Origin of the sequence: Bacillus sp. N3378-2at (assembly GCF_033412715.1) — a bacterium.
Taxonomy (GTDB): Bacteria; Bacillota; Bacilli; order Bacillales; family Bacillaceae; genus Bacillus; species Bacillus subtilis.
Genome location: NZ_CP117986.1, coordinates 402,145 through 426,679 on the forward strand (window position 1 = coordinate 402,145; position 24,535 = coordinate 426,679).

General features: G+C 44.6%; 29 protein-coding genes. 27 read left to right on the top strand and 2 right to left on the bottom strand.

Translation table 11 applies throughout. The features are described from left to right. The first annotated feature begins 109 nt into the window (after positions 1 to 109). On the top strand, positions 110 to 985 hold the full coding sequence (locus PUN35_RS02185) for a patatin-like phospholipase family protein (RefSeq protein ID WP_014480243.1): 876 nt from the start codon (positions 110 to 112) through the stop codon (positions 983 to 985). On the opposite strand, the gene PUN35_RS02190 is transcribed toward PUN35_RS02185, so the two are convergent. Both PUN35_RS02190 and PUN35_RS02195 read right to left on the bottom strand, forming a co-directional pair. Next, a complete protein-coding gene (locus PUN35_RS02190) occupies positions 982 to 1,377 on the bottom strand; it encodes an SA1362 family protein (protein WP_003226367.1) in 396 nt (131 codons plus the stop codon). The two genes, PUN35_RS02185 and PUN35_RS02190, sit on opposite strands and share 4 nt — an antisense overlap. Before the next feature lie 39 nt (positions 1,378 to 1,416). After that, the gene (locus PUN35_RS02195; protein ID WP_014480242.1) at positions 1,417 to 2,373 is read right to left on the bottom strand and encodes a DUF1385 domain-containing protein; all 957 of its coding nucleotides are present in this window, start codon (positions 2,371 to 2,373) and stop codon (positions 1,417 to 1,419) included. 226 nt (positions 2,374 to 2,599) lie between these two features. Here PUN35_RS02195 and PUN35_RS02200 point away from each other — a divergent pair, with 226 nt between their 5' ends. The 26 genes from PUN35_RS02200 (at position 2,600) to recN (ending at position 24,446) form a co-directional block, all read left to right on the top strand. Then, positions 2,600 to 3,136: a YqhR family membrane protein gene (locus tag PUN35_RS02200; RefSeq protein WP_003230222.1), complete on the top strand. Its 537-nt coding sequence runs from the start codon at positions 2,600 to 2,602 to the stop codon at positions 3,134 to 3,136. Between the two features lie 86 nt (positions 3,137 to 3,222). Further along, positions 3,223 to 3,669, top strand: a complete 447-nt coding sequence (gene aroQ, locus PUN35_RS02205; RefSeq protein WP_014480241.1) for a type II 3-dehydroquinate dehydratase — start codon at positions 3,223 to 3,225, stop codon at positions 3,667 to 3,669. Continuing rightward, positions 3,666 to 4,727 (top strand): aminopeptidase PapA, encoded by a 1,062-nt coding sequence (papA, locus tag PUN35_RS02210; protein WP_014480240.1) that lies wholly within the window; start codon positions 3,666 to 3,668, stop codon positions 4,725 to 4,727. Before aroQ ends, papA begins: the two co-directional genes overlap by 4 nt. A 24-nt stretch (positions 4,728 to 4,751) precedes the next feature. Then, the gene (gene efp, locus PUN35_RS02215) at positions 4,752 to 5,309 is read left to right on the top strand and encodes an elongation factor P (protein WP_003226377.1); all 558 of its coding nucleotides are present in this window, start codon (positions 4,752 to 4,754) and stop codon (positions 5,307 to 5,309) included. A gap of 144 nt (positions 5,310 to 5,453) precedes the next feature. After that, complete coding sequence (locus PUN35_RS02220; RefSeq protein WP_004398639.1) at positions 5,454 to 5,735, top strand: YqhV family protein; 282 nt, start codon at positions 5,454 to 5,456, stop codon at positions 5,733 to 5,735. A 75-nt stretch (positions 5,736 to 5,810) separates the two neighbouring features. After that, the gene (spoIIIAA, locus tag PUN35_RS02225) at positions 5,811 to 6,734 is read left to right on the top strand and encodes a stage III sporulation protein AA (RefSeq protein WP_014480239.1); all 924 of its coding nucleotides are present in this window, start codon (positions 5,811 to 5,813) and stop codon (positions 6,732 to 6,734) included. Further along, positions 6,728 to 7,243, top strand: coding sequence for a stage III sporulation protein SpoIIIAB (gene spoIIIAB / locus PUN35_RS02230; RefSeq protein ID WP_014480238.1), 516 nt, complete (start codon positions 6,728 to 6,730; stop codon positions 7,241 to 7,243). The genes spoIIIAA and spoIIIAB overlap by 7 nt, the downstream gene beginning before the upstream one ends. Positions 7,244 to 7,265: 22 nt before the next feature. Then, positions 7,266 to 7,472 (top strand): stage III sporulation protein AC, encoded by a 207-nt coding sequence (spoIIIAC, locus tag PUN35_RS02235; protein WP_003153142.1) that lies wholly within the window; start codon positions 7,266 to 7,268, stop codon positions 7,470 to 7,472. Positions 7,473 to 7,478: 6 nt separating this feature from the next. After that, positions 7,479 to 7,880, top strand: a complete 402-nt coding sequence (gene spoIIIAD / locus PUN35_RS02240) for a stage III sporulation protein AD (RefSeq protein ID WP_003230228.1) — start codon at positions 7,479 to 7,481, stop codon at positions 7,878 to 7,880. Positions 7,881 to 7,898: 18 nt separating this feature from the next. Then, positions 7,899 to 9,098, top strand: a complete 1,200-nt coding sequence (spoIIIAE, locus tag PUN35_RS02245; RefSeq protein ID WP_003230230.1) for a stage III sporulation protein AE — start codon at positions 7,899 to 7,901, stop codon at positions 9,096 to 9,098. A gap of 13 nt (positions 9,099 to 9,111) precedes the next feature. Further along, entirely contained in the window at positions 9,112 to 9,732 is a 621-nt protein-coding gene (gene spoIIIAF / locus PUN35_RS02250; RefSeq protein WP_003230233.1) for a stage III sporulation protein AF, read from the top strand. Beyond that, positions 9,725 to 10,414 carry a stage III sporulation protein AG gene (spoIIIAG, locus tag PUN35_RS02255; protein ID WP_014477307.1) on the top strand — a complete coding sequence of 230 codons (690 nt, stop codon included), beginning with the start codon at positions 9,725 to 9,727 and terminating at the stop codon, positions 10,412 to 10,414. Before spoIIIAF ends, spoIIIAG begins: the two co-directional genes overlap by 8 nt. Then, complete coding sequence (gene spoIIIAH / locus PUN35_RS02260; RefSeq protein WP_003230250.1) at positions 10,415 to 11,071, top strand: stage III sporulation ratchet engulfment protein SpoIIIAH; 657 nt, start codon at positions 10,415 to 10,417, stop codon at positions 11,069 to 11,071. A gap of 137 nt (positions 11,072 to 11,208) precedes the next feature. Next, positions 11,209 to 12,561 (top strand): IS1182 family transposase, encoded by a 1,353-nt coding sequence (locus PUN35_RS02265; protein ID WP_014478984.1) that lies wholly within the window; start codon positions 11,209 to 11,211, stop codon positions 12,559 to 12,561. A gap of 245 nt (positions 12,562 to 12,806) precedes the next feature. Next, on the top strand, positions 12,807 to 13,286 hold the full coding sequence (accB, locus tag PUN35_RS02270) for an acetyl-CoA carboxylase biotin carboxyl carrier protein (RefSeq protein ID WP_003230252.1): 480 nt from the start codon (positions 12,807 to 12,809) through the stop codon (positions 13,284 to 13,286). 11 nt (positions 13,287 to 13,297) lie between these two features. After that, positions 13,298 to 14,650: an acetyl-CoA carboxylase biotin carboxylase subunit gene (accC, locus tag PUN35_RS02275; protein WP_003230253.1), complete on the top strand. Its 1,353-nt coding sequence runs from the start codon at positions 13,298 to 13,300 to the stop codon at positions 14,648 to 14,650. A 20-nt stretch (positions 14,651 to 14,670) separates the two neighbouring features. Next, complete coding sequence (yqhY, locus tag PUN35_RS02280) at positions 14,671 to 15,078, top strand: fatty acid biosynthesis protein YqhY (protein ID WP_014480235.1); 408 nt, start codon at positions 14,671 to 14,673, stop codon at positions 15,076 to 15,078. 262 nt (positions 15,079 to 15,340) lie between these two features. Continuing rightward, positions 15,341 to 15,736 carry a transcription antitermination factor NusB gene (nusB, locus tag PUN35_RS02285; protein ID WP_003230256.1) on the top strand — a complete coding sequence of 132 codons (396 nt, stop codon included), beginning with the start codon at positions 15,341 to 15,343 and terminating at the stop codon, positions 15,734 to 15,736. A gap of 11 nt (positions 15,737 to 15,747) precedes the next feature. After that, the gene (gene folD / locus PUN35_RS02290) at positions 15,748 to 16,599 is read left to right on the top strand and encodes a bifunctional methylenetetrahydrofolate dehydrogenase/methenyltetrahydrofolate cyclohydrolase FolD (protein WP_014480234.1); all 852 of its coding nucleotides are present in this window, start codon (positions 15,748 to 15,750) and stop codon (positions 16,597 to 16,599) included. A gap of 137 nt (positions 16,600 to 16,736) precedes the next feature. After that, entirely contained in the window at positions 16,737 to 18,083 is a 1,347-nt protein-coding gene (xseA, locus tag PUN35_RS02295; RefSeq protein WP_033881196.1) for an exodeoxyribonuclease VII large subunit, read from the top strand. Next, a complete protein-coding gene (locus PUN35_RS02300) occupies positions 18,080 to 18,334 on the top strand; it encodes an exodeoxyribonuclease VII small subunit (RefSeq protein ID WP_003226409.1) in 255 nt (84 codons plus the stop codon). Before xseA ends, PUN35_RS02300 begins: the two co-directional genes overlap by 4 nt. Further along, positions 18,324 to 19,214 carry a polyprenyl synthetase family protein gene (locus tag PUN35_RS02305; protein WP_003230262.1) on the top strand — a complete coding sequence of 297 codons (891 nt, stop codon included), beginning with the start codon at positions 18,324 to 18,326 and terminating at the stop codon, positions 19,212 to 19,214. Before PUN35_RS02300 ends, PUN35_RS02305 begins: the two co-directional genes overlap by 11 nt. Before the next feature lie 174 nt (positions 19,215 to 19,388). Next, positions 19,389 to 21,290 (top strand): 1-deoxy-D-xylulose-5-phosphate synthase, encoded by a 1,902-nt coding sequence (dxs, locus tag PUN35_RS02310; protein WP_014480232.1) that lies wholly within the window; start codon positions 19,389 to 19,391, stop codon positions 21,288 to 21,290. Next, entirely contained in the window at positions 21,287 to 22,132 is an 846-nt protein-coding gene (locus PUN35_RS02315; RefSeq protein WP_031600677.1) for a TlyA family RNA methyltransferase, read from the top strand. The genes dxs and PUN35_RS02315 overlap by 4 nt, the downstream gene beginning before the upstream one ends. A gap of 97 nt (positions 22,133 to 22,229) precedes the next feature. Then, complete coding sequence (argR, locus tag PUN35_RS02320; RefSeq protein WP_003230265.1) at positions 22,230 to 22,679, top strand: arginine repressor ArgR; 450 nt, start codon at positions 22,230 to 22,232, stop codon at positions 22,677 to 22,679. A gap of 36 nt (positions 22,680 to 22,715) precedes the next feature. Then, positions 22,716 to 24,446 (top strand): DNA repair protein RecN, encoded by a 1,731-nt coding sequence (gene recN / locus PUN35_RS02325; protein WP_014480229.1) that lies wholly within the window; start codon positions 22,716 to 22,718, stop codon positions 24,444 to 24,446. Positions 24,447 to 24,535 lie beyond the last annotated feature (89 nt).

A 24,535-nucleotide genomic window follows, 5' to 3' on the forward strand; every position in this document is an offset into this window, starting at 1 on the left:
GAGGCCGTCTTTTTTGATACGCTGACGCCACCCGTCATTCGTTGGTCTATTTCTTCGCGTGTTTTCTTAAAATGGTAATAAACGATCGGATGGAGGGGGAGGGAATGAGATGTATATTGACGGTGTTTTTTCCGGCGGAGGAGTAAAAGGCATTGCGCTCGCAGGCGCTTATGAAGTGCTTGAGGAAAAAGGCTTCCGCTTTAAAAGAGTTGCGGGTACAAGCGCCGGCGCCATTATTGCCGCTTTCATTGCGTCAGGTTACACCAGTAAGGAAATCCACGCTTTAATTGAAGAAGTGGACGGAGAGAAATTGCTGGATCAGAGGTACTCATTTCTCCCCTTAAAGATGCTCCAGTGGGTGTCCATCTACTGGCGTCTTGGCTTATACAAAGGCGATACGATAGAAAAATGGATTGCTGATCTGTTAAGAGCGAAAGGCATAAGGGTTTTCGGCGATTTACAGAAAGGGTCTCTGCGCCTTATTGCTTCTGATCTGACAAACGGCACCATGATTGTTTTGCCGGACGATTTGGCCCGTTACGGGTTAAATCCCGATATGTTCCCGGTTGCCAGAGCGGTCAGAATGAGCTGCAGCATTCCGTATTTTTTTGAACCGATAAAATTAAAAACGGACACAGGCACCGCCACGGTTGTCGACGGAGGTGTGTTAAGCAATTTCCCCATCTGGCTGTTTTCAAAGGAAAGAAAGCGCCCTGTGATCGGTGTGACGCTTGCGCCGCGTGAAAGAGAGCGTCCGAAAAAAAATATCCGCAACGCTTTTGAACTGTTCGGCGCCCTGTTTGAAACGATGAAGGATGCCCATGACGCAAGGCACATTGCATCACGCTATGAACAAAATATCATTTTTCTCCCGGTTGATGGCGTAATGGCAACTGATTTTCATTTAACACAACAAAAAAAACTAGCCCTGATTGAGCTAGGTAAAAGACGGACAGAGCTGTTTTTAAAGCAGTGGACCTATTAAAAAAGCGCCCTGTTTTTCTTTTTATTTTTTTTCCCTTCTATAACAGTCAGCTGAGTCTGGCTTTTTTTCTTGAGAATCATCGGCTTAGGCTTGCTGGCGCTCGGAACGCTTCGCAGGTGGCTGACACGTCCCTTATGTCCGGCGCGGTGTTTTGCTTTTTGTTCTTTCATCCGGCGCCGCGATTGTTTCGCCGCTTTTTTGAAGGCTGCTCCTTCGCTGCCCGCATTTCGATTCATTACATATTTCACAATAAAATAAATAATGATACCTGCCACGATGACGGTTACCGCCATTTTTGCCATTTCTCCGGGATTGGTTACCAGCACATAGAGGAAACCGAACGCTCCCAGCGCAATTAATACAGCAATAATAGGTTGTACACGATGATTCATAACTGTCCACCTCCGAAAGTAATAGCAGGGCAACGGATTTTAGATGACGTTGTGAGAAGGCTTCTGATTTTGCTCAGACAATGCTTCGAGTCTGAGAAGTTCGTTAAAGCTTTCGATGGCAACTTCAACCTGTTCATCCTTAGGTTCCTTTGTGGTTAACAGCTGAAGCCAAAGTCCCGGGTACCCAAGTAATTTCAGACCGGGAATGTCACGCACTTTGTTTGTCAGCTGCAGAACTTCAAAGGATATACCAAGCACGACCGGTATCAGTGCGACACGATCTATAACACGCAGCCAAAGCGGATCTGTCGGAACGAGTAAATAAACAAACATGCCGACAATAATCGTAAATAAAATAAAGCTTGATCCGCAGCGGTAATGAAGCCGAGATTGGTTTTGGACATTCTCCACAGTAATTGGCAAATTCTGTTCATAACAGTTTATGACTTTATGTTCGGCTCCATGATATTGAAACACTCTTTTAATAAGCGGTGTCATGGACAAAAAATAGATGTAACCGAGCAGCAAAATCAACTTAAACAGGCTTTCAACCGCGATTTGCGCCGTGTCCGAGGAAAAAATCGGCCTTGTCAGTTCCGCTAAGAAAACTGGAACCAATGTAAATACGAATTTACTGAACAAAAATGATAGGACGCCTATAACTGCGAGGCTGAGATACATAGACAGCCCGGAGGATTTTTTTTCTTCCTGCTCAAGTGTCTTGTCTTCAGATGGATCGAGCCCGTAACGTTCGCTTGAAAAATTCAGATGCTTTGTGCCGTTTGCACTCGCTTCGATAATGGCCGCGATCCCCCGTAAAAACGGGATCTTTTTCACGATGTTCAGTTTCGGGTTGTGTTTGCGGGGAAGCTTAAAAAAGTCAATGCTTCCATCCGTTCTTCTGATGGCTGTAACGTAATGATGCTTTCCGCCAAACATAACGCCTTCCACAACAGCCTGCCCGCCGTAAGCGGGCGGAACTTTATGTTTTGACATATTATCAACCTGCCTATTTCTTTAGGATTGCTAACCATTTCCTTTCACTCTATTGTACAGGAAACAGCGCTAAACCTCTAGATTGACAGGCTGAAAAAATTGCCATAGCCTTGCTTTTTCTACATGCATTATACCCTTTATTTTCAAATTTTACTCGCAGCTGTCAAAAAGTGTGAGCTTTTTTATTGACATTTCATTTTTTGGGCACACTTTAACTGGAGGTGCCATGATGACTAGCGAAAAAGATACAGAACAAAATGAAGAATTGAATGAGAAGCAAAAGCCGCCTGTTTCAATGGCCGGCAGGGTGGCGGCAACAGGTTTTTGCGGAGGCGTACTTTGGAGTTTCGTTGCTTATATCGCATATTTGTTTCATTTTTCCGAAATCAGCCCGAATATGATATTGCAGCCGTTTGTACTCGGAGAGTGGAAAAAACATGGGCTGGGAACGGTAATCAGCATCATTTTGATTGGAGTAATTTCAATTGGCGCAGCATTTCTTTATTTTCTTCTATTGAAACGTTTAAAAACAATGTGGCCGGGTATTTTATACGGCTTGGTGCTTTGGCTGCTCGTGTTTTTTGTTTTTAATCCGATTTTTCCAGATGTGCGCACGGTGACCGAACTGACATCAGATACAATTATTACGACCATTTGCATTTATTTGCTTTACGGGCTGTTTGTCGGGTATTCCATTTCATTTGAATACAATGAGCTGAATTCGGAAAAGCTTGCACGTGCGCTGGGAATGCATAGAGAATAGTGTATAATCCTTTTCCAGTATGATAAAATGTTCACGAGAAGTGAACATTTTTTACATGAGAAACCCTCGCGAAAAGGAGAGATTATGTGCCTCATTTTTTGATTTTGAACGGACCGAATGTTAACCGGCTTGGGAGTCGTGAGCCTGAAGTATTCGGCCGCCAGACACTGACCGATATTGAAACAGATCTTTTTCAGTTTGCTGAAGCCTTACATATCCAGCTCACTTTCTTCCAGTCTAATCACGAAGGTGATTTGATAGATGCGATACATGAGGCTGAGGAGCAATACAGCGGGATTGTTCTGAACCCCGGCGCCCTGAGTCATTATAGCTATGCGATCAGGGATGCTGTTTCAAGCATCAGTCTTCCTGTGGTAGAGGTGCATTTATCAAACTTATACGCCAGGGAAGAATTCAGGCAACAGTCGGTTATCGCTCCTGTTGCGAAAGGGCAGATTGTCGGTCTTGGAGCTGAAGGCTACAAGCTTGCTGTTCGCTACTTATTAAGCCAGCAAGGGGGAGAATCAAGATGAAGCTAGAGAAATTAAGAAACCTGTTTGGACAGCTGGGAATTGACGGCATGCTGGTTACAAGCAGCACGAATGTACGCTATATGACAGGGTTTACAGGTTCGGCGGGTTTGGCTGTTATATCGGGTGACAAAGCAGCGTTTATTACGGATTTTCGTTATACTGAGCAGGCGAAGGTTCAGGTAAAGGGTTTTGAGATCATTGAACATGGCGGCAGCTTGATTCAGACCACTGCCGACACTGTTGAATCGTTTGGCATCAAGCGTCTCGGTTTTGAACAGAACAGCATGACATATGGCACTTACGCTTCATACAGCGCCGTTATCAGTGATGCCGAATTAGTGCCTGTGGCTGAATCCGTGGAAAAGTTGCGCTTGATTAAGTCTAGTGAAGAGATTAAGATATTAGAGGAAGCTGCGAAGATTGCAGATGATGCCTTCAGACATATCTTGACGTTTATGAAACCCGGCATTTCTGAAATCGCTGTTGCCAATGAGCTGGAGTTTTATATGAGAAGCCAGGGAGCAGACAGCTCTTCTTTTGATATGATTGTCGCCTCAGGCCTTCGTTCAAGCCTTCCGCACGGTGTGGCCAGTGACAAACTGATTGAAAGCGGAGACCTTGTTACGCTTGATTTTGGCGCTTATTATAAAGGATATTGTTCTGATATTACCCGGACGGTCGCTGTAGGTCAGCCCAGTGATCAATTGAAGGAGATCTATCAGGTTGTATTTGATGCTCAGGCGCTTGGCGTCGCACATATTAAGCCGGGAATGACAGGAAAAGAGGCTGACGCCCTCACAAGGGATCATATTGCTGCAAAAGGCTACGGTGACTATTTCGGCCATTCAACCGGGCACGGGCTCGGCATGGAAGTTCATGAATCGCCGGGATTATCCGTCAGATCTTCAGCTATCCTTGAACCGGGTATGGTGGTCACAGTGGAGCCGGGCATTTACATACCAGAAACAGGCGGTGTCCGCATTGAAGATGACATCGTGATTACAGAAAACGGCAACCGGACAATCACCCATTCCCCAAAAGAACTTATTATTTTGTGATTGGAATATAGGAGGACATTAAACATGATTTCAGTTAACGATTTCCGTACAGGATTAACAATTGAAGTAGATGGCGGCATTTGGCGCGTCGTTGACTTCCAGCACGTAAAACCTGGAAAAGGTGCGGCATTTGTCCGCTCTAAACTCCGCAACCTTCGCACTGGCGCGATTCAGGAAAAAACATTCCGCGCTGGTGAAAAAGTAGCGAAAGCGCAAATCGAAACCAAAACAATGCAATATCTATATGCAAACGGAGATCAGCACGTATTTATGGATACTTCTTCTTATGAGCAGCTTGAACTGAGCGCAACTCAAATCGAAGAAGAATTAAAATACCTGCTAGAAAACATGTCTGTGCATATCATGATGTACCAGGATGAAACACTTGGTATCGAACTTCCAAACACAGTTGAGCTGAAAGTTGTTGAAACTGAACCTGGTATTAAAGGTGATACAGCGTCAGGCGGTACAAAACCTGCGAAAACTGAAACCGGGCTTGTTGTAAACGTGCCGTTCTTTGTGAATGAAGGCGACACACTTGTTGTCAATACATCAGACGGTTCTTACGTTTCAAGAGCATAGAAAGAAAAAAAGAAGTCTGTTCCCAAATGGGGGCAGGCTTTTTTTGTGCCCAAAAACAGAATCTTTCTTTTATACGAAAATGACAAGACTACTTCAGCAAGCTAGAGCATATCATATAAAAAAATGGGAGGTTGGGAGAGTGCTATGAAATTTTTACTTGGAAATATCAATTCTACTGTTTTAACAATGGCGGGATTACGAGTTTTATCCTCTATGATTGAGCTGACGGCAGCAATTGTCATGCTTGTGACCAACGATGTCCGGAAGGCGGTTGTGGTTAACAGCATTCTCGCTATTGTCGGTCCGTTGATTTTTATCATTACAATGACTGTCGGAATCTACCAAATTGCCGGGCAGCTTTCGTATGCAAAGCTGATTCTGATTTTTACGGGTGTTGTCTTGATTTTGGCGGGTGTTCATAAATAAAGAGAGGCTTGTCATAAAGTCTGCCTCACATCATACATTTTAAAGAAGCCAATCGGTAGAAAGGAGGAGGCTCTGTTGAATGAAATCGCTGAGGTTCTCCCTGATTCCATGAAAAACGCCCTTTCTGAAATACCGGAACAACAATGGCTGGAAATCGAAGAAGTCAGAATTCGGATCAACCGCCCTGTTGAATTGATTCGAAGAGGACAACCTGTTTATTTGTCCTATGCGGGCACGGCCGAGGATGCCCATCTGATCCTGAGCCGGCTCAGCAACTATAGTATGTATACACTTGAAGAAGAGCTGAAGAAAGGGTATGTCACGATCAGAGGCGGCCACAGAGTCGGACTGGCGGGCAGAGTCATTACGGAAAACGGAGGTGTGAAAGGCCTCCGTGACATCGCATCTTTTAATATACGAATTGCCCGGCAAAAGCTGGGGATTGCGGAGCCGCTGCTTCCATACTTATATCAAAACAGCTGGCTGAATACGCTGATTATCGGACCGCCCCAAACCGGCAAAACAACACTTCTCCGGGACCTTGCGAGGCTCTCAAGCACCGGCAAAAAAAACATGCTGCCCGTAAAGACAGGGATCGTCGATGAACGGTCAGAGATTGCCGGATGTCTTCGCGGTATTCCGCAGCATCAATTTGGTCAGAGAATTGACGTGTTAGACGCCTGTCCAAAAGCTGAAGGGCTGATGATGATGATTCGATCCATGAGCCCTGAGGTGATGATTGTCGATGAAATCGGGCGTATGGAAGATACAGATGCACTTCTGGAGGCGCTGCATGCCGGTGTTTCAGTAATCGTATCGGCGCATGGCTGGAGTATATCCGACCTGATGAAGCGGCCTTCATTGAAGCGTTTGTGGGAAGAAAGAGCCTTTGACCGCTATTTGGAATTATCAAGAGCAAAAGGGCCGGGCACAGTGAGCCAAATTTATGACAAAGACGGAAATGTGCTGTCTAGGACGACGGGCGTGAAAACATGCTGAAGCTGCTGGGCGCTGTATTCATTGTGGTAGCGACAACATGGACAGGTTTTGAGATGGCGAAGATTTATACAGAACGGCCGCGGCAAATCCGCCAGCTGCGTGCGGCGCTTCAATCCCTCGAGGCTGAAATCATGTACGGCCATACACCGCTTCATACTGCTTCACAGCAGATTGCCAAACAGCTCGCACAGCCTGTTTCAGCTCTTTTTTCCGCATTCAGTGATCAGCTGGACAAGGGAAGTGATTCCGCGAAAACGGCGTGGGAGCAAAGCTTAAAGAAGGTATGGGATACCCTGTCTTTGAAAAAAAGCGAATACGAAGTGCTGAAGCAGTTTGGCGAGACGCTCGGGATTCATGATCGAATCTCTCAGCAAAAGCACATCAAGCTGGCGCTGTCACATTTGGAAGCCTCTGAAGCGGATGCTGAGCAGGCGCAAGCGAAAAATGAAAAGATGATAAAAAGTTTGGGCTTTTTAGCGGGCTTGTTACTCATTCTTCTATTGATGTAAACGTGAGGGGAGCAAAAATAAAATGGGAGTAGACGTGAATGTCATATTTCAAATCGCCGGAGTGGGAATCGTGGTCGCTTTTTTACACACGATATTGGATCAGATGGGCAAGAAAGAATATGCTCAGTGGGTGACGCTGTTAGGTTTTATCTATATTTTATTTATGGTCGCCACGATTGTAGATGACCTATTTAAAAAGATAAAAGCTGTGTTTTTATTCCAAGGATAGGGGGGCTTGCAGATTGACATTGTTCAAATTGTAGGTTTAGGGCTGATCGCCACCTTCCTTTCTTTAATTGTAAAAGAACAAAAGCCGACTTTTGCGTTTTTAATCGTCGTTTTTGCCGGATGTGCCATTTTTCTTTATTTGGTAGACCAAATCTACGACATTATTCGAATGATAGAAAAAATTGCGATTAATGCAAATGTCAACATGGTCTATGTTGAAACCATTTTAAAGATTATCGGAATCGCCTATATTGCTGAATTCGGGGCACAGCTCACAAAAGATGCCGGTCAAGGAGCCATCGCCTCGAAAATAGAATTGGCGGGGAAAATTTTAATACTCGTAATGGCTGTGCCTATTTTAACCGTCATTATCGAAACGATTCTCGGACTTATACCTTCTATGTCATAACCGAAAGGAGGCGGCAGATTGAAGCGCTTTCAATGGGTTTTGCTTTTGGCCGTGCTGATCATAGCAGGCCGTGCAGAAATTGTACAAGCAGCTGGTAATGCAGAACAAACGGAAGACCATGCTGAAACAGCCGAGCAATTAGCGGAAAGGACAGCAGCCTCGCTTGAAACAGATAAGATCGGAGAATTTTGGAATGACATTATGACAGAATACGGCGGACTGCTGCCGGAAAGCCAAAAAGGCAGCTTAATGGAGTTTATCAATGGCGATAAATCATTCTCACCGCAAGAATGGCTGAAAGCTCTCTTTTCTTATTTGTTTCATGAAGTGCTTGCCAACGGAAAGCTGCTGGGCACATTGATTTTGCTCACGATTTTTTGCGTCATTCTGCAGCTTTTGCAAAATGCGTTTCAGCAAAGCACCGTCAGTAAGGTCGCTTACTCAATTGTGTACATGGTGCTGATTATCCTTGCGCTTAATAGCTTTCATGTGGCAATTAACTATGCAACTGAGGCGATTCAGACGATGACCAGCTTTATCCTGGCGCTCATTCCGCTCCTCTTGGCGCTTTTGGCTTCCTCAGGCGGAGCTGTATCTGCTGCCTTCTTTCATCCTGTTATCCTCTTCCTGATGAACACGAGCGGTCTCTTGATTCAGAATATCGTCATGCCGCTGATTTTTTTATCAGCGATTCTGAGCATTGTCAGCACGATGACTGAACAATACAAAGTAACGCAGCTGGCTAACCTGCTCAGAAATATCGCCATCGGAGCGCTGGCTGTTTTTCTTACCATCTTTCTCGGCGTCATCTCTGTTCAGGGAGCCTCGGCTGCAGTGACAGACGGCATTACGCTCAGGACGGCTAAATTTATAACCGGAAATTTTATTCCTGTGCTTGGCCGAATGTTTACAGACGCAACAGATACAGTAATCAGCGCCTCTTTACTGCTGAAAAATACGGTAGGGATTCTCGGTGTCGCTATTTTGATCTGTATTGCGGCATTTCCGGCAATCAAAGTGCTTTCCCTCGCTTTTATTTATAAGCTGGCAGCCGCGATTCTTCAGCCACTAGGAGGCGGGCCCGTCATCACCTGCCTCGACGTCATCAGCAAAAGCGTCATTTATATTTTTGCAGCTCTCGCCATTGTGTCTCTCATGTTTTTTTTAAGCCTTACTGTCATAATCACAGCCGGAAACCTCACGATGATGATGAAATGAAGGAGGCAGGCGAATGAGTTTTTTAACGGAATGGCTTACCACCATCGTGTTGTTTATCCTATTTGCAATTGTGATTGATATGCTGCTGCCGAGCTCCAGCATGCAAAAGTACGCAAAAATGGTAGTCAGCCTGCTATTGATTGTCGTCATGCTTACGCCGATTTTTAAACTTTTCAAGACAGACCCCGAAGTCATCTTTGAATACCTCACAAAAAACGGGCAGTCAGAGTCTGCCGACATAAAAAATCAAATCAATTCAAAAAAAATAGAAATACAAGCTTCCCAGCGCGCATATATTCTAGAAGAAATGGCTGTCCAACTAAAAAAGAAAGCGGAGGAGAGATTCAGTCATGATGAATATAAAGTAGGCCGCATCAAACTCACGGCAGGAGAAAAGGTAGATTCAGAAGAGGATATTAAAACAATCAGCGTGTATATGGCCCCGTCTTCTGAAAAAACGGTCCAAACGGTCGCGCCGGTCCACATTGATACAGATCATGCATACGTAACAAAAGAAGCAGCCGAACAAAAAGAAGCCAAACAGATACAAACGCAGCTCGCGGACATTTGGGAAATCGGAAGTGAGAAAATTACGGTTCATATGGAAGGCGGGGAGAGTGTCGGCAATGAATAAAAACGGATTATGGAATGTATTGAAAAAGCAGTTTCTTCCGGGACAAACGAAGGACGGCGAAAAGCCGAAGCTGACCAAATATCATTACTTTCTATTCGTTTTTGTTCTCGGAGTTTCCTTTATGCTTGTCAGCCAGCTGTTTTCTTCACCTGAGAAAACTGAAAACGCCAAAACGATAACGGCCGTATCATCACAACATTCCGCAGACAGCAAAGAGAAAACAGCCGAAGTGTTTAAAGCCTCAAAATCTGATAAACCTAAAGACTCGATCGATGACTATGAAAAAGAATACGAAAATCAGCTGAAAGAAATCCTTGAAACAATCATTGGTGTGGACGATGTCTCGGTTGTCGTGAATGTAGATGCAACGTCGCTGAAAGTATACGAAAAAAACAAATCAAACAAAAATACAACCACTGAAGAAACTGACAAAGAAGGCGGAACAAGAAGCGTTACAGACCAAACATCGGAGGAAGAAATCGTCATGATCAAAAACGGCGATAAAGAAACACCTGTCGTCGTCCAAACGAAAAAACCTGATATACGCGGTGTACTCGTTGTTGCTCAAGGAGTGGACAACGTTCAAATAAAACAAACCATTATCGAAGCGGTGACACGGGTCCTGGATGTTCCAAGCCACCGGGTTGCGGTTGCCCCTAAAAAAATAAAGGAGGATTCATAAATGCTTAAAAAACAAACCGTTTGGCTATTAACAATGCTCAGTCTTGTCGTGGTGTTAAGCGTCTACTATATCATGTCGCCGGAAAGCAAAAACGCCGTGCAGATGCAAAGTGAAAAAAGCGCGTCTGACAGCGGAGAGGTCGCAACTGAAAAAGCGCCTGCCAAGCAAGACACGAAGGAAAAAAGCGGTACAGAAACTGAAAAAGGAAAAGAAGATGGAACAAAGGGAACGAAAGATTCATCAGCAGACAAGGAAACATCCGCTGAAGCCAGTGAAAAAGGAACTGTTGTTACGGAAACAGCCGATGATGATCTGTTTACAACGTACCGTCTTGATTTAGAAGATGCCAGAAGCAAAGAAAGAGAAGAGCTGAATGCCATTGTGTCAAGCGATGATGCAACAGCCAAGGAGAAAAGCGAAGCATACGATAAAATGACGGCTCTCAGTGAAGTGGAAGGAACAGAAAAACAGCTTGAAACGCTGATTAAAACACAAGGTTACGAGGATGCGCTTGTTAATGCTGAAGGAGATAAAATCAATATTACAGTCAAATCAGACAAACACTCCAAATCGAAGGCGACAGCCATTATAGACCTTGTGGCAAAAGAAATCAAAACAATGAAAGATGTCGCTGTCACATTTGAACCATCCAAGTAAGAAAGAGGAAAAAGAAGCCCGCTAAACAAGCGGGCTTCAGGCTGTCGAGAAAATCTCGACAGCCTTTATTTTTCTTTAAAATATCCATTCTTCTGTAATAAAATAAAAGAAAGACTTAAAAGGACGGTGTCTTTCTCATGTTCCACACAAGAAACTCTTCTCAAAACACAGCCGAATTTGTTCTGCTTGACCAACTCGTTGAAGAGGATCACCTGCTTCGGAAAATTGATAAACACATAGACTTCTCTTTCATCATTGAAAAGGTGAAACCTTACTACAGTGAAAACAAAGGCCGCCCCTCACTTGATCCGCTTATTTTATTTAAAATGATGTTTATCGGATACCTCTATGGTATCCGTTCAGAAAGACAGCTTGAAAAAGAAATTTACTACAATATGGCGTACAGATGGTTTCTCGGATTGAACATAAACGACCCGGTTCCACACCACTCCACCATCAGCTGGAACAGACGCACACGCTTTAAAGATACAACCATCTTCCAAGACATTTTTGATGAGATCGTTCTTCAGGCCATCAATCATGACATGGTGGGCGGACGAGTCCTATTCACCGACTCCACACACCTTAAAGCCAATGCCAACAAGCATAAATACACAAGAAAAACAATTGCGCAGGATACCCAAAACTATATCAAGGATTTAAATGAAGCCATTCAAGAGGATCGGGAGGAACACGGAAAAAAACCATTAACAGCCAAAGAGGAGGTGAAAGCTGAAAAAGAGATCCGCCACAGTACAACCGATCCGGAAAGTGGCTATCTGTATCGTGAAAACAAACCAGAAGGTTTTTTCTATTTAGATCACCGCACAACAGATATGAAATACAACATTATCACCGATGCCTACGTCACACCTGGAAATGTCCATGATTCTGTGCCTTATCTTGACCGATTAGACCACCAAATCGCACGATTTGGTTTTCAAGTAGAAGCCGTCGCCCTTGATTCCGGATATTTAACGACTCCGATCTGTAAAGGATTATCTGACCGCCAAATCTTTGGTGTCATCGCACATAGACGTTATCACCCTATCCGAGGCTTGTTTCCAAAATGGAAATTTCATTATGACAGTGAACAAGACAGATACATTTGTCCAAATCACCAAACACTTACATACTCAACAACTGACCGAAAAGGCTACCGGTCATATAAATCAAATCCTGAAATATGTTCCTCATGCCCACTGCTTGAAAACTGTACAAAATCAAAGAATCGGCAGAAAGTGATTACTCGACATGTATGGGAAGATCATAAAGAAAAGGTCAGACAAAATCGCTTGTCTGTTTCAGGAAAAAACCTCTACAAAAAAAGAAAAGAAAAAATAGAGCGAAGCTTTGCAGATTCAAAACAGCTGCATGGGCTTCGCTATTGCAGGTTGAGGGGAAAACGAAATGTGAGTGAACAAGTTCTCCTCACAGCCGCATGCCAGAACATGAAGAAGATTGCCACATACCTAGCCAAGCAGGGCTAGGCATGTGGGAGCGCTTTTTCTGCATCTGAAACCTGATGAATATCTAAAGAAACTGTATAAAACAAAAAAGCTTGTAGAAAAAACGTCGTTTTCTCTACAAGCTGAAGCCCGCTAAACAAGCGGGCTTTTTGCGTTGCTGTCATATTAGAGTTGAATTCAAAAGTCCGCTCCTGTAAGATGAACATAGTATGTACTTTTAGTAGTAACCTATAAAAAAGAAATTTCATACATAGGAGTGCGATTGAATGTTAAATATCAAAGAAATCCACGAGCTGATTAAAGCAATTGACGAGTCTACAATTGACGAATTCGTATATGAAAATGAAGGTGTATCCTTAAAACTGAAAAAACACGAAGCAGGCACGGTTCAAGTCATGCAGCAGGCACCGGCAGCACCTGTACAAGCACAGGCTCCGCAGGCAGTTCAGCCGCAAGCGCAGCAAGCAGCGGCACCTGCCCAAGAAGCACCAAAGCAAGATGAGAATCTGCATAAAATCACTTCACCAATGGTAGGAACATTTTATGCTTCTTCATCACCGGAAGCTGGCCCGTATGTAACAGCCGGTTCAAAAGTAAATGAAAACACAGTTGTCTGCATTGTAGAAGCGATGAAGCTTTTCAACGAAATCGAAGCAGAAGTGAAAGGCGAAATCGTTGAAGTATTAGTAGAAAACGGCCAGCTGGTCGAATACGGACAACCTCTATTTCTTGTAAAAGCGGAGTAAGGAGACTGAACATGATTAAAAAGCTATTGATCGCCAACAGAGGAGAAATTGCTGTCAGAATCATCAGAGCCTGCAGAGAGCTCGGAATTGAGACTGTCGCTGTTTATTCAGAAGCTGATAAAGATGCCCTTCATGTTCAAATGGCCGATGAAGCTTTTTGTATCGGACCGAAAGCATCAAAAGACAGCTATTTAAACGTTACAAATATTGTGAGTGTTGCAAAGCTGACTGGCACGGACGCCATTCATCCGGGATACGGATTTTTAGCTGAAAATGCTGATTTCGCTGAATTATGTGAAGAAGTGAATGTCACGTTTGTCGGCCCGAGCGCTGACGCCATTTCAAAAATGGGAACAAAAGACGTTGCGCGGGAAACGATGAAACAGGCCGGCGTGCCAATCGTACCGGGTTCACAGGGAATTATAGAAAATGTGGAAGAAGCGGTTTCGCTTGCTAATGAAATTGGGTATCCTGTAATTATAAAAGCCACCGCAGGCGGAGGCGGAAAAGGAATTAGGGTTGCTCGCACTGAAGAGGAACTGATTAATGGCATTAAGATTACACAGCAGGAAGCGGCAACTGCATTCGGAAATCCAGGTGTATACATCGAAAAATACATAGAAGATTTTCGCCACGTTGAGATCCAAGTGCTTGCTGATAACTACGGAAATACGATCCATTTGGGCGAACGCGACTGCTCGATCCAAAGACGCCTGCAAAAGCTTTTGGAAGAATCACCATCTCCTGCCCTTGATTCAGAAATCAGGGAGCAAATGGGAGATGCAGCGGTAAAGGCTGCAAAAGCGGTTGGCTATACAGGTGCTGGAACAGTTGAATTTATCTATGACTACAATGAACAGCGCTATTACTTCATGGAAATGAACACGAGAATTCAGGTAGAGCACCCAGTCACAGAAATGGTGACGGGAACTGACCTGATCAAGGAACAAATCAAAGTGGCATCAGGAATGGAACTGAGCCTCAAGCAAGAGGATGTTGAATTTGAAGGCTGGGCCATCGAATGCCGAATCAACGCAGAAAACCCAAGTAAAAATTTCATGCCGTCACCTGGTGAAATTAAAATGTACCTGCCTCCTGGCGGTCTTGGTGTCCGTGTCGATTCAGCTGCGTACCCTGGCTATTCCATCCCACCGTACTATGACAGCATGATTGCAAAGGTCATCACATACGGAAAAACGAGGGATGAAGCGATTGCCCGCATGAAGCGCGCATTGAGCGAATTCGTCATCGAAGGCATTGAGACAACAATCCCTTTCCATTTAAAACTGCTTGAACACGAAACATTTGTGAGCGGAGAGTTTAATACGAAATTTTTAGAAACATATGATGTAATGGGCTCATAATTTTTACGGAGGTGAATTGAATGAAAGACAACAGCTTGCTTAAAATGGATCACGAAGATACGCATTTGGGTAAGGTTGAGATTGCACCGGAGGTCATTGAGGTCATTGCCGGCATTGCAGCATCAGAAGTTGATGGGGTTGCCGAAATGCGCGGAAACTTTGCGACAGGCGTCGTTGAGCGCTTTGGCAAAGTGAATCATGGCAAAGGTGTCAAAGTCGACCTGGCGGAAGACGGAATTACGATCGATGTATACTGTGTCGTTACATTTGGCGTTTCGATTCCGAAAGTTGCAGCATCCGTTCAGGAAAACATTCGTCAAACCTTATTAAATATGACGTCTCTTTCGATTAACGAGATCAATATTCACATCGTCGGCATTCAATTTGACACAAAAGCCCAAGAAGTCCAAATCGACGAAGAAATGTAAATGGCTTAACACGAAACCAAGGGGAGGGCGGCCCTTTGGTTTTTTTACACGTTACCCTTTATTTCAAAGCATGAAGAAAGCCGGCTTACATAGCCGAGTTTCTTCATGAACGTGAAATCCGAATAATCATATTAAGGTGTGTGAAAATATTCGGTAATAGGGTAAAAAACCTTGATTTCAATATGCGGATACGAAAAAAATATGTTATGATCTCTTTGTGGCTTAACGACAAGCGGATAAAGAGGATCAAAGGAGAAAGAAAATGAAAAGAAGAACAGCAAGAGAAAAAGCTTTGCAGGCACTATTTCAAATTGATGTCAGCGATATTGCAGTGAATGAAGCCATAGAACACGCACTGGATGAAGAAAAAACAGATCCTTTCTTTGAACAGCTTGTACACGGGGTATTGGAACACCAAGACCAGCTGGATGAAATGATCTCCAAGCATCTGGTGAATTGGAAGCTCGATCGGATTGCCAATGTTGACCGTGCGATTTTGCGCCTGGCAGCATATGAAATGGCATATGCCGAAGACATTCCGGTGAATGTCTCCATGAACGAAGCGATTGAGCTGGCAAAACGGTTTGGTGATGACAAAGCGACAAAGTTTGTAAACGGGGTTCTTTCTAACATTAAATCTGATATTGAACAATCATAGGAGGAAAGAAAATGACTGCAACAATCATCGACGGAAAAGAAACGGCTAGAGAAAAACGCGAACAATTGGCAAAAGAGGTAGAAGAGCTTAAAAAGCAAGGCGTCACTCCCGGACTGGCGGTTATTTTGATTGGAGATGATCCTGCTTCTCACTCTTACGTGCGAGGAAAGAAAAAAGCGGCAGAAACAATGGGAATGAATTTCAAGCTCGATCAATTTGACAGCAGCCTCACAGAAGCTGAACTGCTTTCCATTATTGATCAATATAACCAAGACCCTGAGTTTCATGGCATTCTCGTTCAGCTTCCGCTCCCAGACCATATTTCTGAAAAAGCGGTGATCGAACGTATCTCCCCTGATAAAGATGTAGACGGTTTTCATCCGTTAAACGTAGGGAAAATGCTGCTTGGCGAAGATACGTTTCTTCCTTGCACGCCTCATGGAATTGTTGAGCTTTTGAAGAAAATCAATATTGACCTTTCCGGTAAAGAGGTTGTTGTAGTCGGCCGAAGCAACATTGTCGGCAAACCTGTCGGCCAGCTTTTATTAAATGAAAACGCGACGGTTACTTACTGTCATTCAAGAACAGAAAATATTACTGAACATACGAAAAAAGCGGACATCCTGGTGGTGGCAGTCGGCAGAGCCAACTTCATCAGTGCAGACCAGATCAAAGAGGGCGCTGTTGTCATTGACGTCGGCGTTAACCGTCTGGAAAACGGAAAGCTTTGCGGAGACGTTGAATTTGAAGGGGCAAAGGAAAAAGCGTCCTTCATCACGCCGGTTCCGGGCGGAGTAGGTCCGATGACCATCACGATGCTTGCGCATAATACTGTTAAATCTGCGAAACGTACGTTATCATAGATAATTGGAGATATTCACAGGCGAAATGTTTACCCGCCTTGAATATGAGCACGATACCCGCTTCTTCAGGCTCCTAAAGCCAGGGCGGGTTTTCTTTAGTTATGGTGCAGGAATGCTTAGGAGAGGAGTTTTTAGACATGGGTGAAGCAGCGTATGTGACCGTCTCAGCGCTGACAAAGTATATAAAACGAAAATTCGATGTAGATCCTCACCTTGAAAATATTTGGATTAAAGGCGAATTGTCGAATGTAAAGATACACACACGAGGGCATATTTATTTCACTTTAAAAGACGAAAACGCAAGAATGCAGTCGGTGATGTTCGCGAGACAAAGCGAGCGTCTGCCTTTTAAACCTGAAAACGGAATGAAAGTGCTGGTCAGAGGCGGAATTTCCGTATATGAACCGAGCGGAAACTATCAATTATATGCCAAAGAAATGCAGCCTGACGGGGTTGGAGCGCTTTATTTAGCGTACGAAGAATTAAAAAAGAAGCTTGCCGGAGAAGGTTTATTTGACGACCGCTACAAAAAACAAATCCCCGCATTTCCAGCCACAATCGGGGTTGTGACATCTCCAACGGGTGCCGCTGTCAGAGACGTTATTACAACTCTAAAAAGAAGATATCCCCTTGTAAAAGTCATTGTTCTTCCAGCGCTCGTACAAGGTGAAAATGCGAGCAGATCCATCGTTACGCGCATTGAAGAGGCAAATGAAAAAGAGATTTGCGACGTATTAATTGTCGGGAGAGGCGGCGGTTCGATAGAAGAACTGTGGGCATTCAATGAAGAAATTGTAGCACGCGCCATCTTTGCTTCCAATATTCCGATTATATCGGCAGTCGGACATGAGACGGATTTTACGATCAGTGATTTTGTCGCCGATATCAGAGCCGCGACGCCGACAGGAGCAGCTGAGATTGCTGTGCCTCATACCACTGATTTAATCGAACGGGCAAAAACAGCGGAAGTCAGAATGACAAGAGCAATGCAGCAGCACCTCGGCCAGAAAAAAGAACGGATTCAAACGCTGCAATCGTCCTATGCCTTTCGTTTTCCAAAGCGTTTGTATGCGCAAAAAGAGCAGCAGTTTGACCTCGCGTACCAGCAGTTTCAAGCACAGCTGACCGCTCTTTTAGATCGGAAAAGCAGACAGCTGGAGCGTGAAACGTACAGATTAGAGGCACTGCATCCTCATGAACAGCTGAAACAAGCGAGAACACGATACCAGGAACAAACAAATCAGCTGAGAAAAAATATGAATATCCAAATGAAGCAGCTGCATTCCCAATTTCAAACCGTTCTTGGCAAGCTGAATGCACTAAGTCCTCTTCAAGTGATGGAAAGAGGATACAGCTTGGCTTATAAAGAAGATAAACTCATTAAAAGTGTCAGTCAAATAGAAGAGCAGGACCGGCTTGAAGTCAAGCTGAAGGATGGCGTGCTGACCTGTGAAGTATTAGAAAAGAGAGGGGAAGAAAAATGACAGACGTGAAAAAAAATGAAAACATGACATTTGAAGAAGCGATGAAAGGGCTTGAGAGCATTGTATCAAAGCTTGAAGAGGGAGATGTGCCTCTAGAGCAAGCCATTAACTATTTCCAAGAAGGCATGGCTCTGTCAAAAATGTGCCATGAAAAGCTGCAAAAAGTCGAAAAGCAAATGGACTTCATTTTAAAAGAAGACGGCGAACTGGCACCTTTCAGTGTTCAGGAGGAAGACGAAGGTGACAAATAAATTAACGAGCTTTCTGGCGGACCGGAAAAAAACAATTGAAAATCAGCTTTCTGTCTATACAGAAAAGCTTGATATGCCGGACTCATTAAAGAAATCTATGCTATATTCTCTACAGGCCGGCGGAAAGCGGTTGCGGCCTCTGATTGTACTGGCTGTTTTAAATGCATATGGAAAAAGCGAAAAAGACGGCATTCCGGTGGGCTGTGCTGTCGAAATGATTCACACGTATTCGTTAATTCATGATGATCTTCCATGCATGGATGATGACGATTTGCGCCGCGGGAAGCCGACAAACCATAAAGTGTTTGGTGAAGCGACGGCAGTATTAGCGGGTGACGGGCTGCTCACAGAAAGCTTTAAGCTGATTACCTCCCACGTGTCAGACGAGGTGTCAGCAGAAAAGCGCCTGCGGCTTGTGAATGAACTGATTTCAGCGGCAGGCACCGAAGGCATGGTCGGTGGGCAAGTAGCTGATATGGAAGCGGAAAACCGACAAGTCACGCTTGAAGAGCTCGAATCCATTCATGAACGGAAAACTGCCAAGCTCCTTGGCTTTTGTGTAATCGCCGGTGCTATTTTGGCTGATGCGCCTGAGGAAGACATTGAAACACTGCGTACCTTCAGCAGCCACATTGGAATCGGATTTCAAATCAGAGACGATATTTTAGATTTAGAAGGCAGTGAAGAGAAAATCGGCAAACGTGTCGGCTCGGATACCACAAATGACAAATCGACATACCCGTCGCTTCTTTCATTGGAAGGGGCCAAACATAAATTGGATGTTCATATAAAAGAGGCGAAGCGATTGATCGGCGGACTCTCTCTTCAAAAAGACCTTTTATATGAGCTTTGTGATTTAATTGCGGCAAGAGATCACTAAAACGATCCTAATTTGAAGCGGCTGCACGAGGTATGGTAAAATGTAAGCAGTTTATATGAAAAATGAAAAGGAAAAGCGCGTTTGTCTTTTTTTATGTCTGAGATTATTGTCAGCTCGGCATGCAAAAGACATGTATCATTGCAGAAATTCATGCTGAAAGTGAGTTGATCCGCTTTGGATCTTTTATCAATACAGGACCCGTCGTTTTTAAAAAACATGTCCATTGATGAATTAGAGAAATTAAGTGATGAAATCCGTCAGTTTTTAATTACAAGTTTATCCGCTTCCGGCGGCCACATCGGCCCAAACTTAGGTGTCGTAGAGCTTACTGTTGCCCTGCATAAGGAATTTAACAGCCCGAAAGACAAATTTTTATGGGATGTAGGCCATCAGTCGTATGTCCATAAGCTGCTGACAGGACGCGGAAAAGAATTTGCGACGCTTCGCCAGTACAAAGGGCTTTGCGGATTTCCAAAGCGGAGTGAAAGCGAGCACGATGTTTGGGAAACCGGGCACAGCTCGACTTCTCTGTCAGGCGCGATGGGAATGGCAGCTGCCCGTGATATTAAAGGAACGGATGAATATATTATTCCGATCATTGGTGACGGCGCGCTGACCGGCGGTATGGCGCTCGAAGCCCTTAACCACATCGGCGACGAGAAAAAAGACATGATTGTCATCCTTAATGATAATGAAATGAGTATTGCGCCAAACGTCGGTGCCATTCACTCTATGCTCGGACGGCTCCGCACTGCGGGGAAATACCAGTGGGTCAAAGATGAGCTTGAATACTTATTTAAAAAGATTCCGGCAGTTGGGGGCAAGCTTGCCGCCACGGCGGAACGGGTCAAAGACAGCCTGAAATACATGCTCGTCTCCGGAATGTTTTTCGAGGAGCTCGGTTTTACGTATTTGGGCCCAGTGGACGGACATTCTTATCATGAGCTGATTGAGAATCTTCAATACGCCAAAAAAACGAAAGGCCCTGTTCTTCTGCACGTCATTACGAAAAAAGGGAAGGGGTACAAACCGGCTGAGACCGATACGATTGGGACATGGCATGGTACCGGACCATATAAAATTAATACCGGTGACTTTGTAAAGCCGAAAGCCGCAGCTCCTTCGTGGAGCGGTCTTGTCAGCGGAACTGTGCAGCGAATGGCGCGCGAGGACGGACGCATTGTAGCCATTACGCCGGCTATGCCTGTCGGTTCAAAGCTTGAAGGCTTCGCAAAGGAATTCCCTGACCGGATGTTCGACGTAGGAATCGCAGAACAGCATGCCGCAACAATGGCTGCAGCTATGGCAATGCAGGGTATGAAGCCGTTTTTGGCGATTTACTCAACCTTCCTGCAAAGGGCATATGACCAAGTTGTTCATGACATCTGCCGCCAAAACGCTAATGTGTTTATTGGAATTGACCGTGCAGGACTCGTTGGCGCTGATGGAGAGACACATCAAGGCGTGTTTGATATTGCGTTTATGCGCCACATTCCAAACATGGTCTTAATGATGCCGAAAGACGAAAATGAAGGCCAGCACATGGTTCATACAGCACTTAGCTATGACGAAGGCCCGATAGCAATGCGTTTTCCGCGCGGAAACGGACTCGGCGTAAAAATGGATGAACAGTTGAAAACGATTCCGATCGGTACGTGGGAGGTGTTGCGTCCAGGGAACGATGCTGTCATCTTAACATTCGGCACAACAATCGAAATGGCGATTGAAGCAGCCGAAGAGCTGCAGAAAGAAGGCCTTTCCGTGCGCGTTGTGAATGCGCGTTTTATTAAGCCGATTGATGAAAAGATGATGAAGAGTATCCTAAAAGAAGGCTTGCCAATTTTAACAATTGAAGAAGCGGTCTTAGAAGGCGGTTTCGGAAGCTCGATTTTAGAATTCGCTCATGATCAAGGTGAATATCATACTCCGATCGACAGAATGGGTATACCTGATCGGTTTATTGAACACGGAAGCGTAACGGCGCTTCTTAAGGAAATTGGACTGACAAAACAGCAGGTGGCAAATCGTATTAGATTACTGATGCCGTCAAAGACACACAAAGGAATTGGATCATGACGTCAAAGAAAGAACGATTAGATGTATTATTAGTGGAAAGAGGGCTGGCGGAAACGCGTGAAAAAGCCAAAAGAGCCATTATGGCGGGGATCGTCTATTCAAACGAAAACCGCTTGGACAAGCCTGGAGAAAAAATTGACCGCGACCTTCCGTTAACCGTTAAAGGAAACCCGCTGAGGTATGTGAGCAGGGGCGGCTTAAAGCTCGAAAAAGCGTTGAAGGAATTTCCCGTCTCTGTCAAGGATAAAATTATGATTGATATTGGCTCCTCCACCGGCGGTTTTACGGACTGCGCTTTGCAAAATGGAGCTAAACAGTCATACGCTGTGGATGTAGGCTATAATCAGCTTGCGTGGAAGCTCAGACAGGATGAACGGGTCGTCGTGATGGAACGGACGAACTTTCGTTATGCAACACCGGCAGACTTTACAAAGGGCATGCCGGAGTTTGCCACAATTGATGTGTCCTTTATTTCACTGCGGCTCATCCTGCCTGTCCTAAGGACTTTGCTCGTACCGGGCAGCGACTGCATGGCTCTAGTTAAGCCTCAGTTTGAAGCGGGACGGGAATCCGTCGGCAAAAAAGGGATTGTCAGAGATCCTAAAGTGCATGCTGATGTGCTCAAGCGAATGATCAGTTTTTCTGCCGCTGAAGGCTATATATGTAAAGGCTTGTCATTTTCTCCAATCACTGGAGGAGACGGAAATATTGAGTTTCTCCTTCATTTGCATTGGCCGGGAGAGGGACAGGATGGCCAGGAGCTGCCGGAAGAAGAGATCATGCGCGTTGTAGAAGAAGCACATAAGACGTTAAAAGAAAAAAAAGCAGATGTACCGGAATAATAGGGCGCTATTATTCCTTTTTTCTGCATTCATGTACAATGTGCAGAGAATCATATAACATAAAAGAACAGATAAGCTTGGAAATAGAGGTGCTTACATGAACAAAGGCCAGAGGCATATTAAAATCAGAGAGATCATTACAAGCAATGAAATCGAAACGCAGGATGAATTGGTCGACATGCTGAAGCAGGATGGATACAAAGTAACGCAGGCCACGGTATCACGGGATATTAAAGAACTTCACCTTGTAAAAGTGCCTACAAATAATGGTTCTTACAAATACAGTCTTCCGGCGGACCAGCGTTTCAATCCGCTGTCAAAGCTAAAGCGGGCATTGATGGACGCATTTGTGAAAATAGACTCAGCAAGCCATATGATTGTGCTGAAAACGATGCCGGGCAATGCCCAGGCAATCGGGGCGCTGATGGACAATTTGGACTGGGATGAAATGATGGGGACCATTTGCGGAGATGATACGATTTTAATTATTTGCCGGACTCCTGAAGATACAGAAGGCGTAAAAAACAGGCTCCTTGAACTGCTGTAACAGAAAATCTAACAAAGATAAGAGGTGTAATGCTGTTTGTTAGCTGAACTATCGATTAAAAACTTTGCCATTATTGAGGAACTGACGGTTTCTTTTGAACGCGGGCTTACGGTTTTAACAGGAGAAACCGGAGCCGGCAAATCCATCATCATAGATGCCATTTCTCTTTTAGTCGGAGGCCGCGGATCATCTGAATTTGTTAGATATGGGGAAGCAAAAGCCGAACTTGAAGGGCTGTTTCTGTTGGAGAGCGGCCATCCTGTTTTAGGCGTATGCGCTGAGCAGGGAATCGACGTTTCAGACGAAATGATCGTCATGAGAAGGGATATCAGCACGAGCGGGAAAAGCGTTTGCCGTGTCAATGGCAAGCTTGTCACGATTGCTTCGCTAAGAGAGATCGGCAGGCTTTTATTAGATATTCACGGACAGCACGATAACCAGCTGTTAATGGAAGACGAAAATCATCTCGAGCTTTTGGACAAGTTTGCCGGGGCCGAAGTGGAAAGCGCGCTCAAAACGTATCAGGAAGGATACCAGCGGTATATGAAGCTGCTCAAAAAGCTTAAGCAGCTTTCTGAAAGCGAACAGGAAATGGCCCATCGTCTTGATCTTATTCAATTTCAGCTCGAAGAAATCGAATCGGCAAAGCTTGAGCTTAACGAAGATGAACAGCTCCAAGAAGAGCGCCAGCAAATTTCAAACTTTGAGAAGATATATGAGTCGCTGCAAAATGCATATAACGCGCTTCGCAGTGAGCAGGGCGGATTGGACTGGGTTGGAATGGCATCAGCGCAGCTTGAAGATATATCTGATATAAACGAACCGCTGAAAAAAATGTCTGAAAGTGTTTCGAACTCCTACTATTTGCTTGAGGATGCCACATTTCAGATGAGAAATATGCTGGATGAGCTTGAATTTGATCCGGAACGCCTGAACTATATTGAGACGCGACTTAATGAAATCAAACAGCTGAAACGAAAATACGGTGCCACTGTTGAAGACATTTTGGAATATGCTTCTAAAATTGAAGAAGAGATTGACCAAATTGAAAACAGGGACAGCCACCTTCAAAGCTTGAAAAAGGAGCTTGACTCCGTCGGCAAAGATGTCGCAGTGGAAGCGGCAAATGTGTCACAAATCCGAAAAACATGGGCGAAAAAGCTGGCTGATGAGATTCATCGGGAATTAAAAAGCCTGTACATGGAAAAATCAACTTTTGATACGGAATTTAAGGTCAGAACAGCGTCACGCAATGAAGAGGCTCCGCTTGTAAACGGCCAGCCCGTTCAGCTGACTGAACAAGGGATTGACCTGGTGAAGTTTTTAATTTCGACCAATACAGGCGAGCCGCTGAAATCCCTTTCGAAAGTCGCTTCAGGTGGAGAGCTGTCACGGGTGATGCTTGCCATAAAAAGCATTTTTTCTTCACAACAGGATGTGACATCGATCATTTTTGATGAGGTTGATACCGGTGTAAGCGGCAGGGTCGCACAGGCAATCGCAGAGAAGATCCATAAGGTGTCAATAGGATCACAAGTGCTGTGCATTACACACCTGCCTCAGGTGGCTGCCATGGCCGATACGCATCTTTATATTGCGAAGGAGCTAAAAGACGGCAGAACGACGACACGTGTCAAGCCGCTCTCTAAGCAGGAAAAGGTAGCGGAAATCGGGCGCATGATTGCAGGTGTCGAAGTAACCGACTTAACGAAACGCCATGCGAAAGAACTTTTAAAACAAGCGGATCAAGTCAAAACAACTGGGTAAGCTGCGCGAGAAGCGCAGCTTATTTTTTTCGTGCACATCCATTCGTTCATCAGTATATCCAATGTTTTTCTTCATATGACAGTTATAAA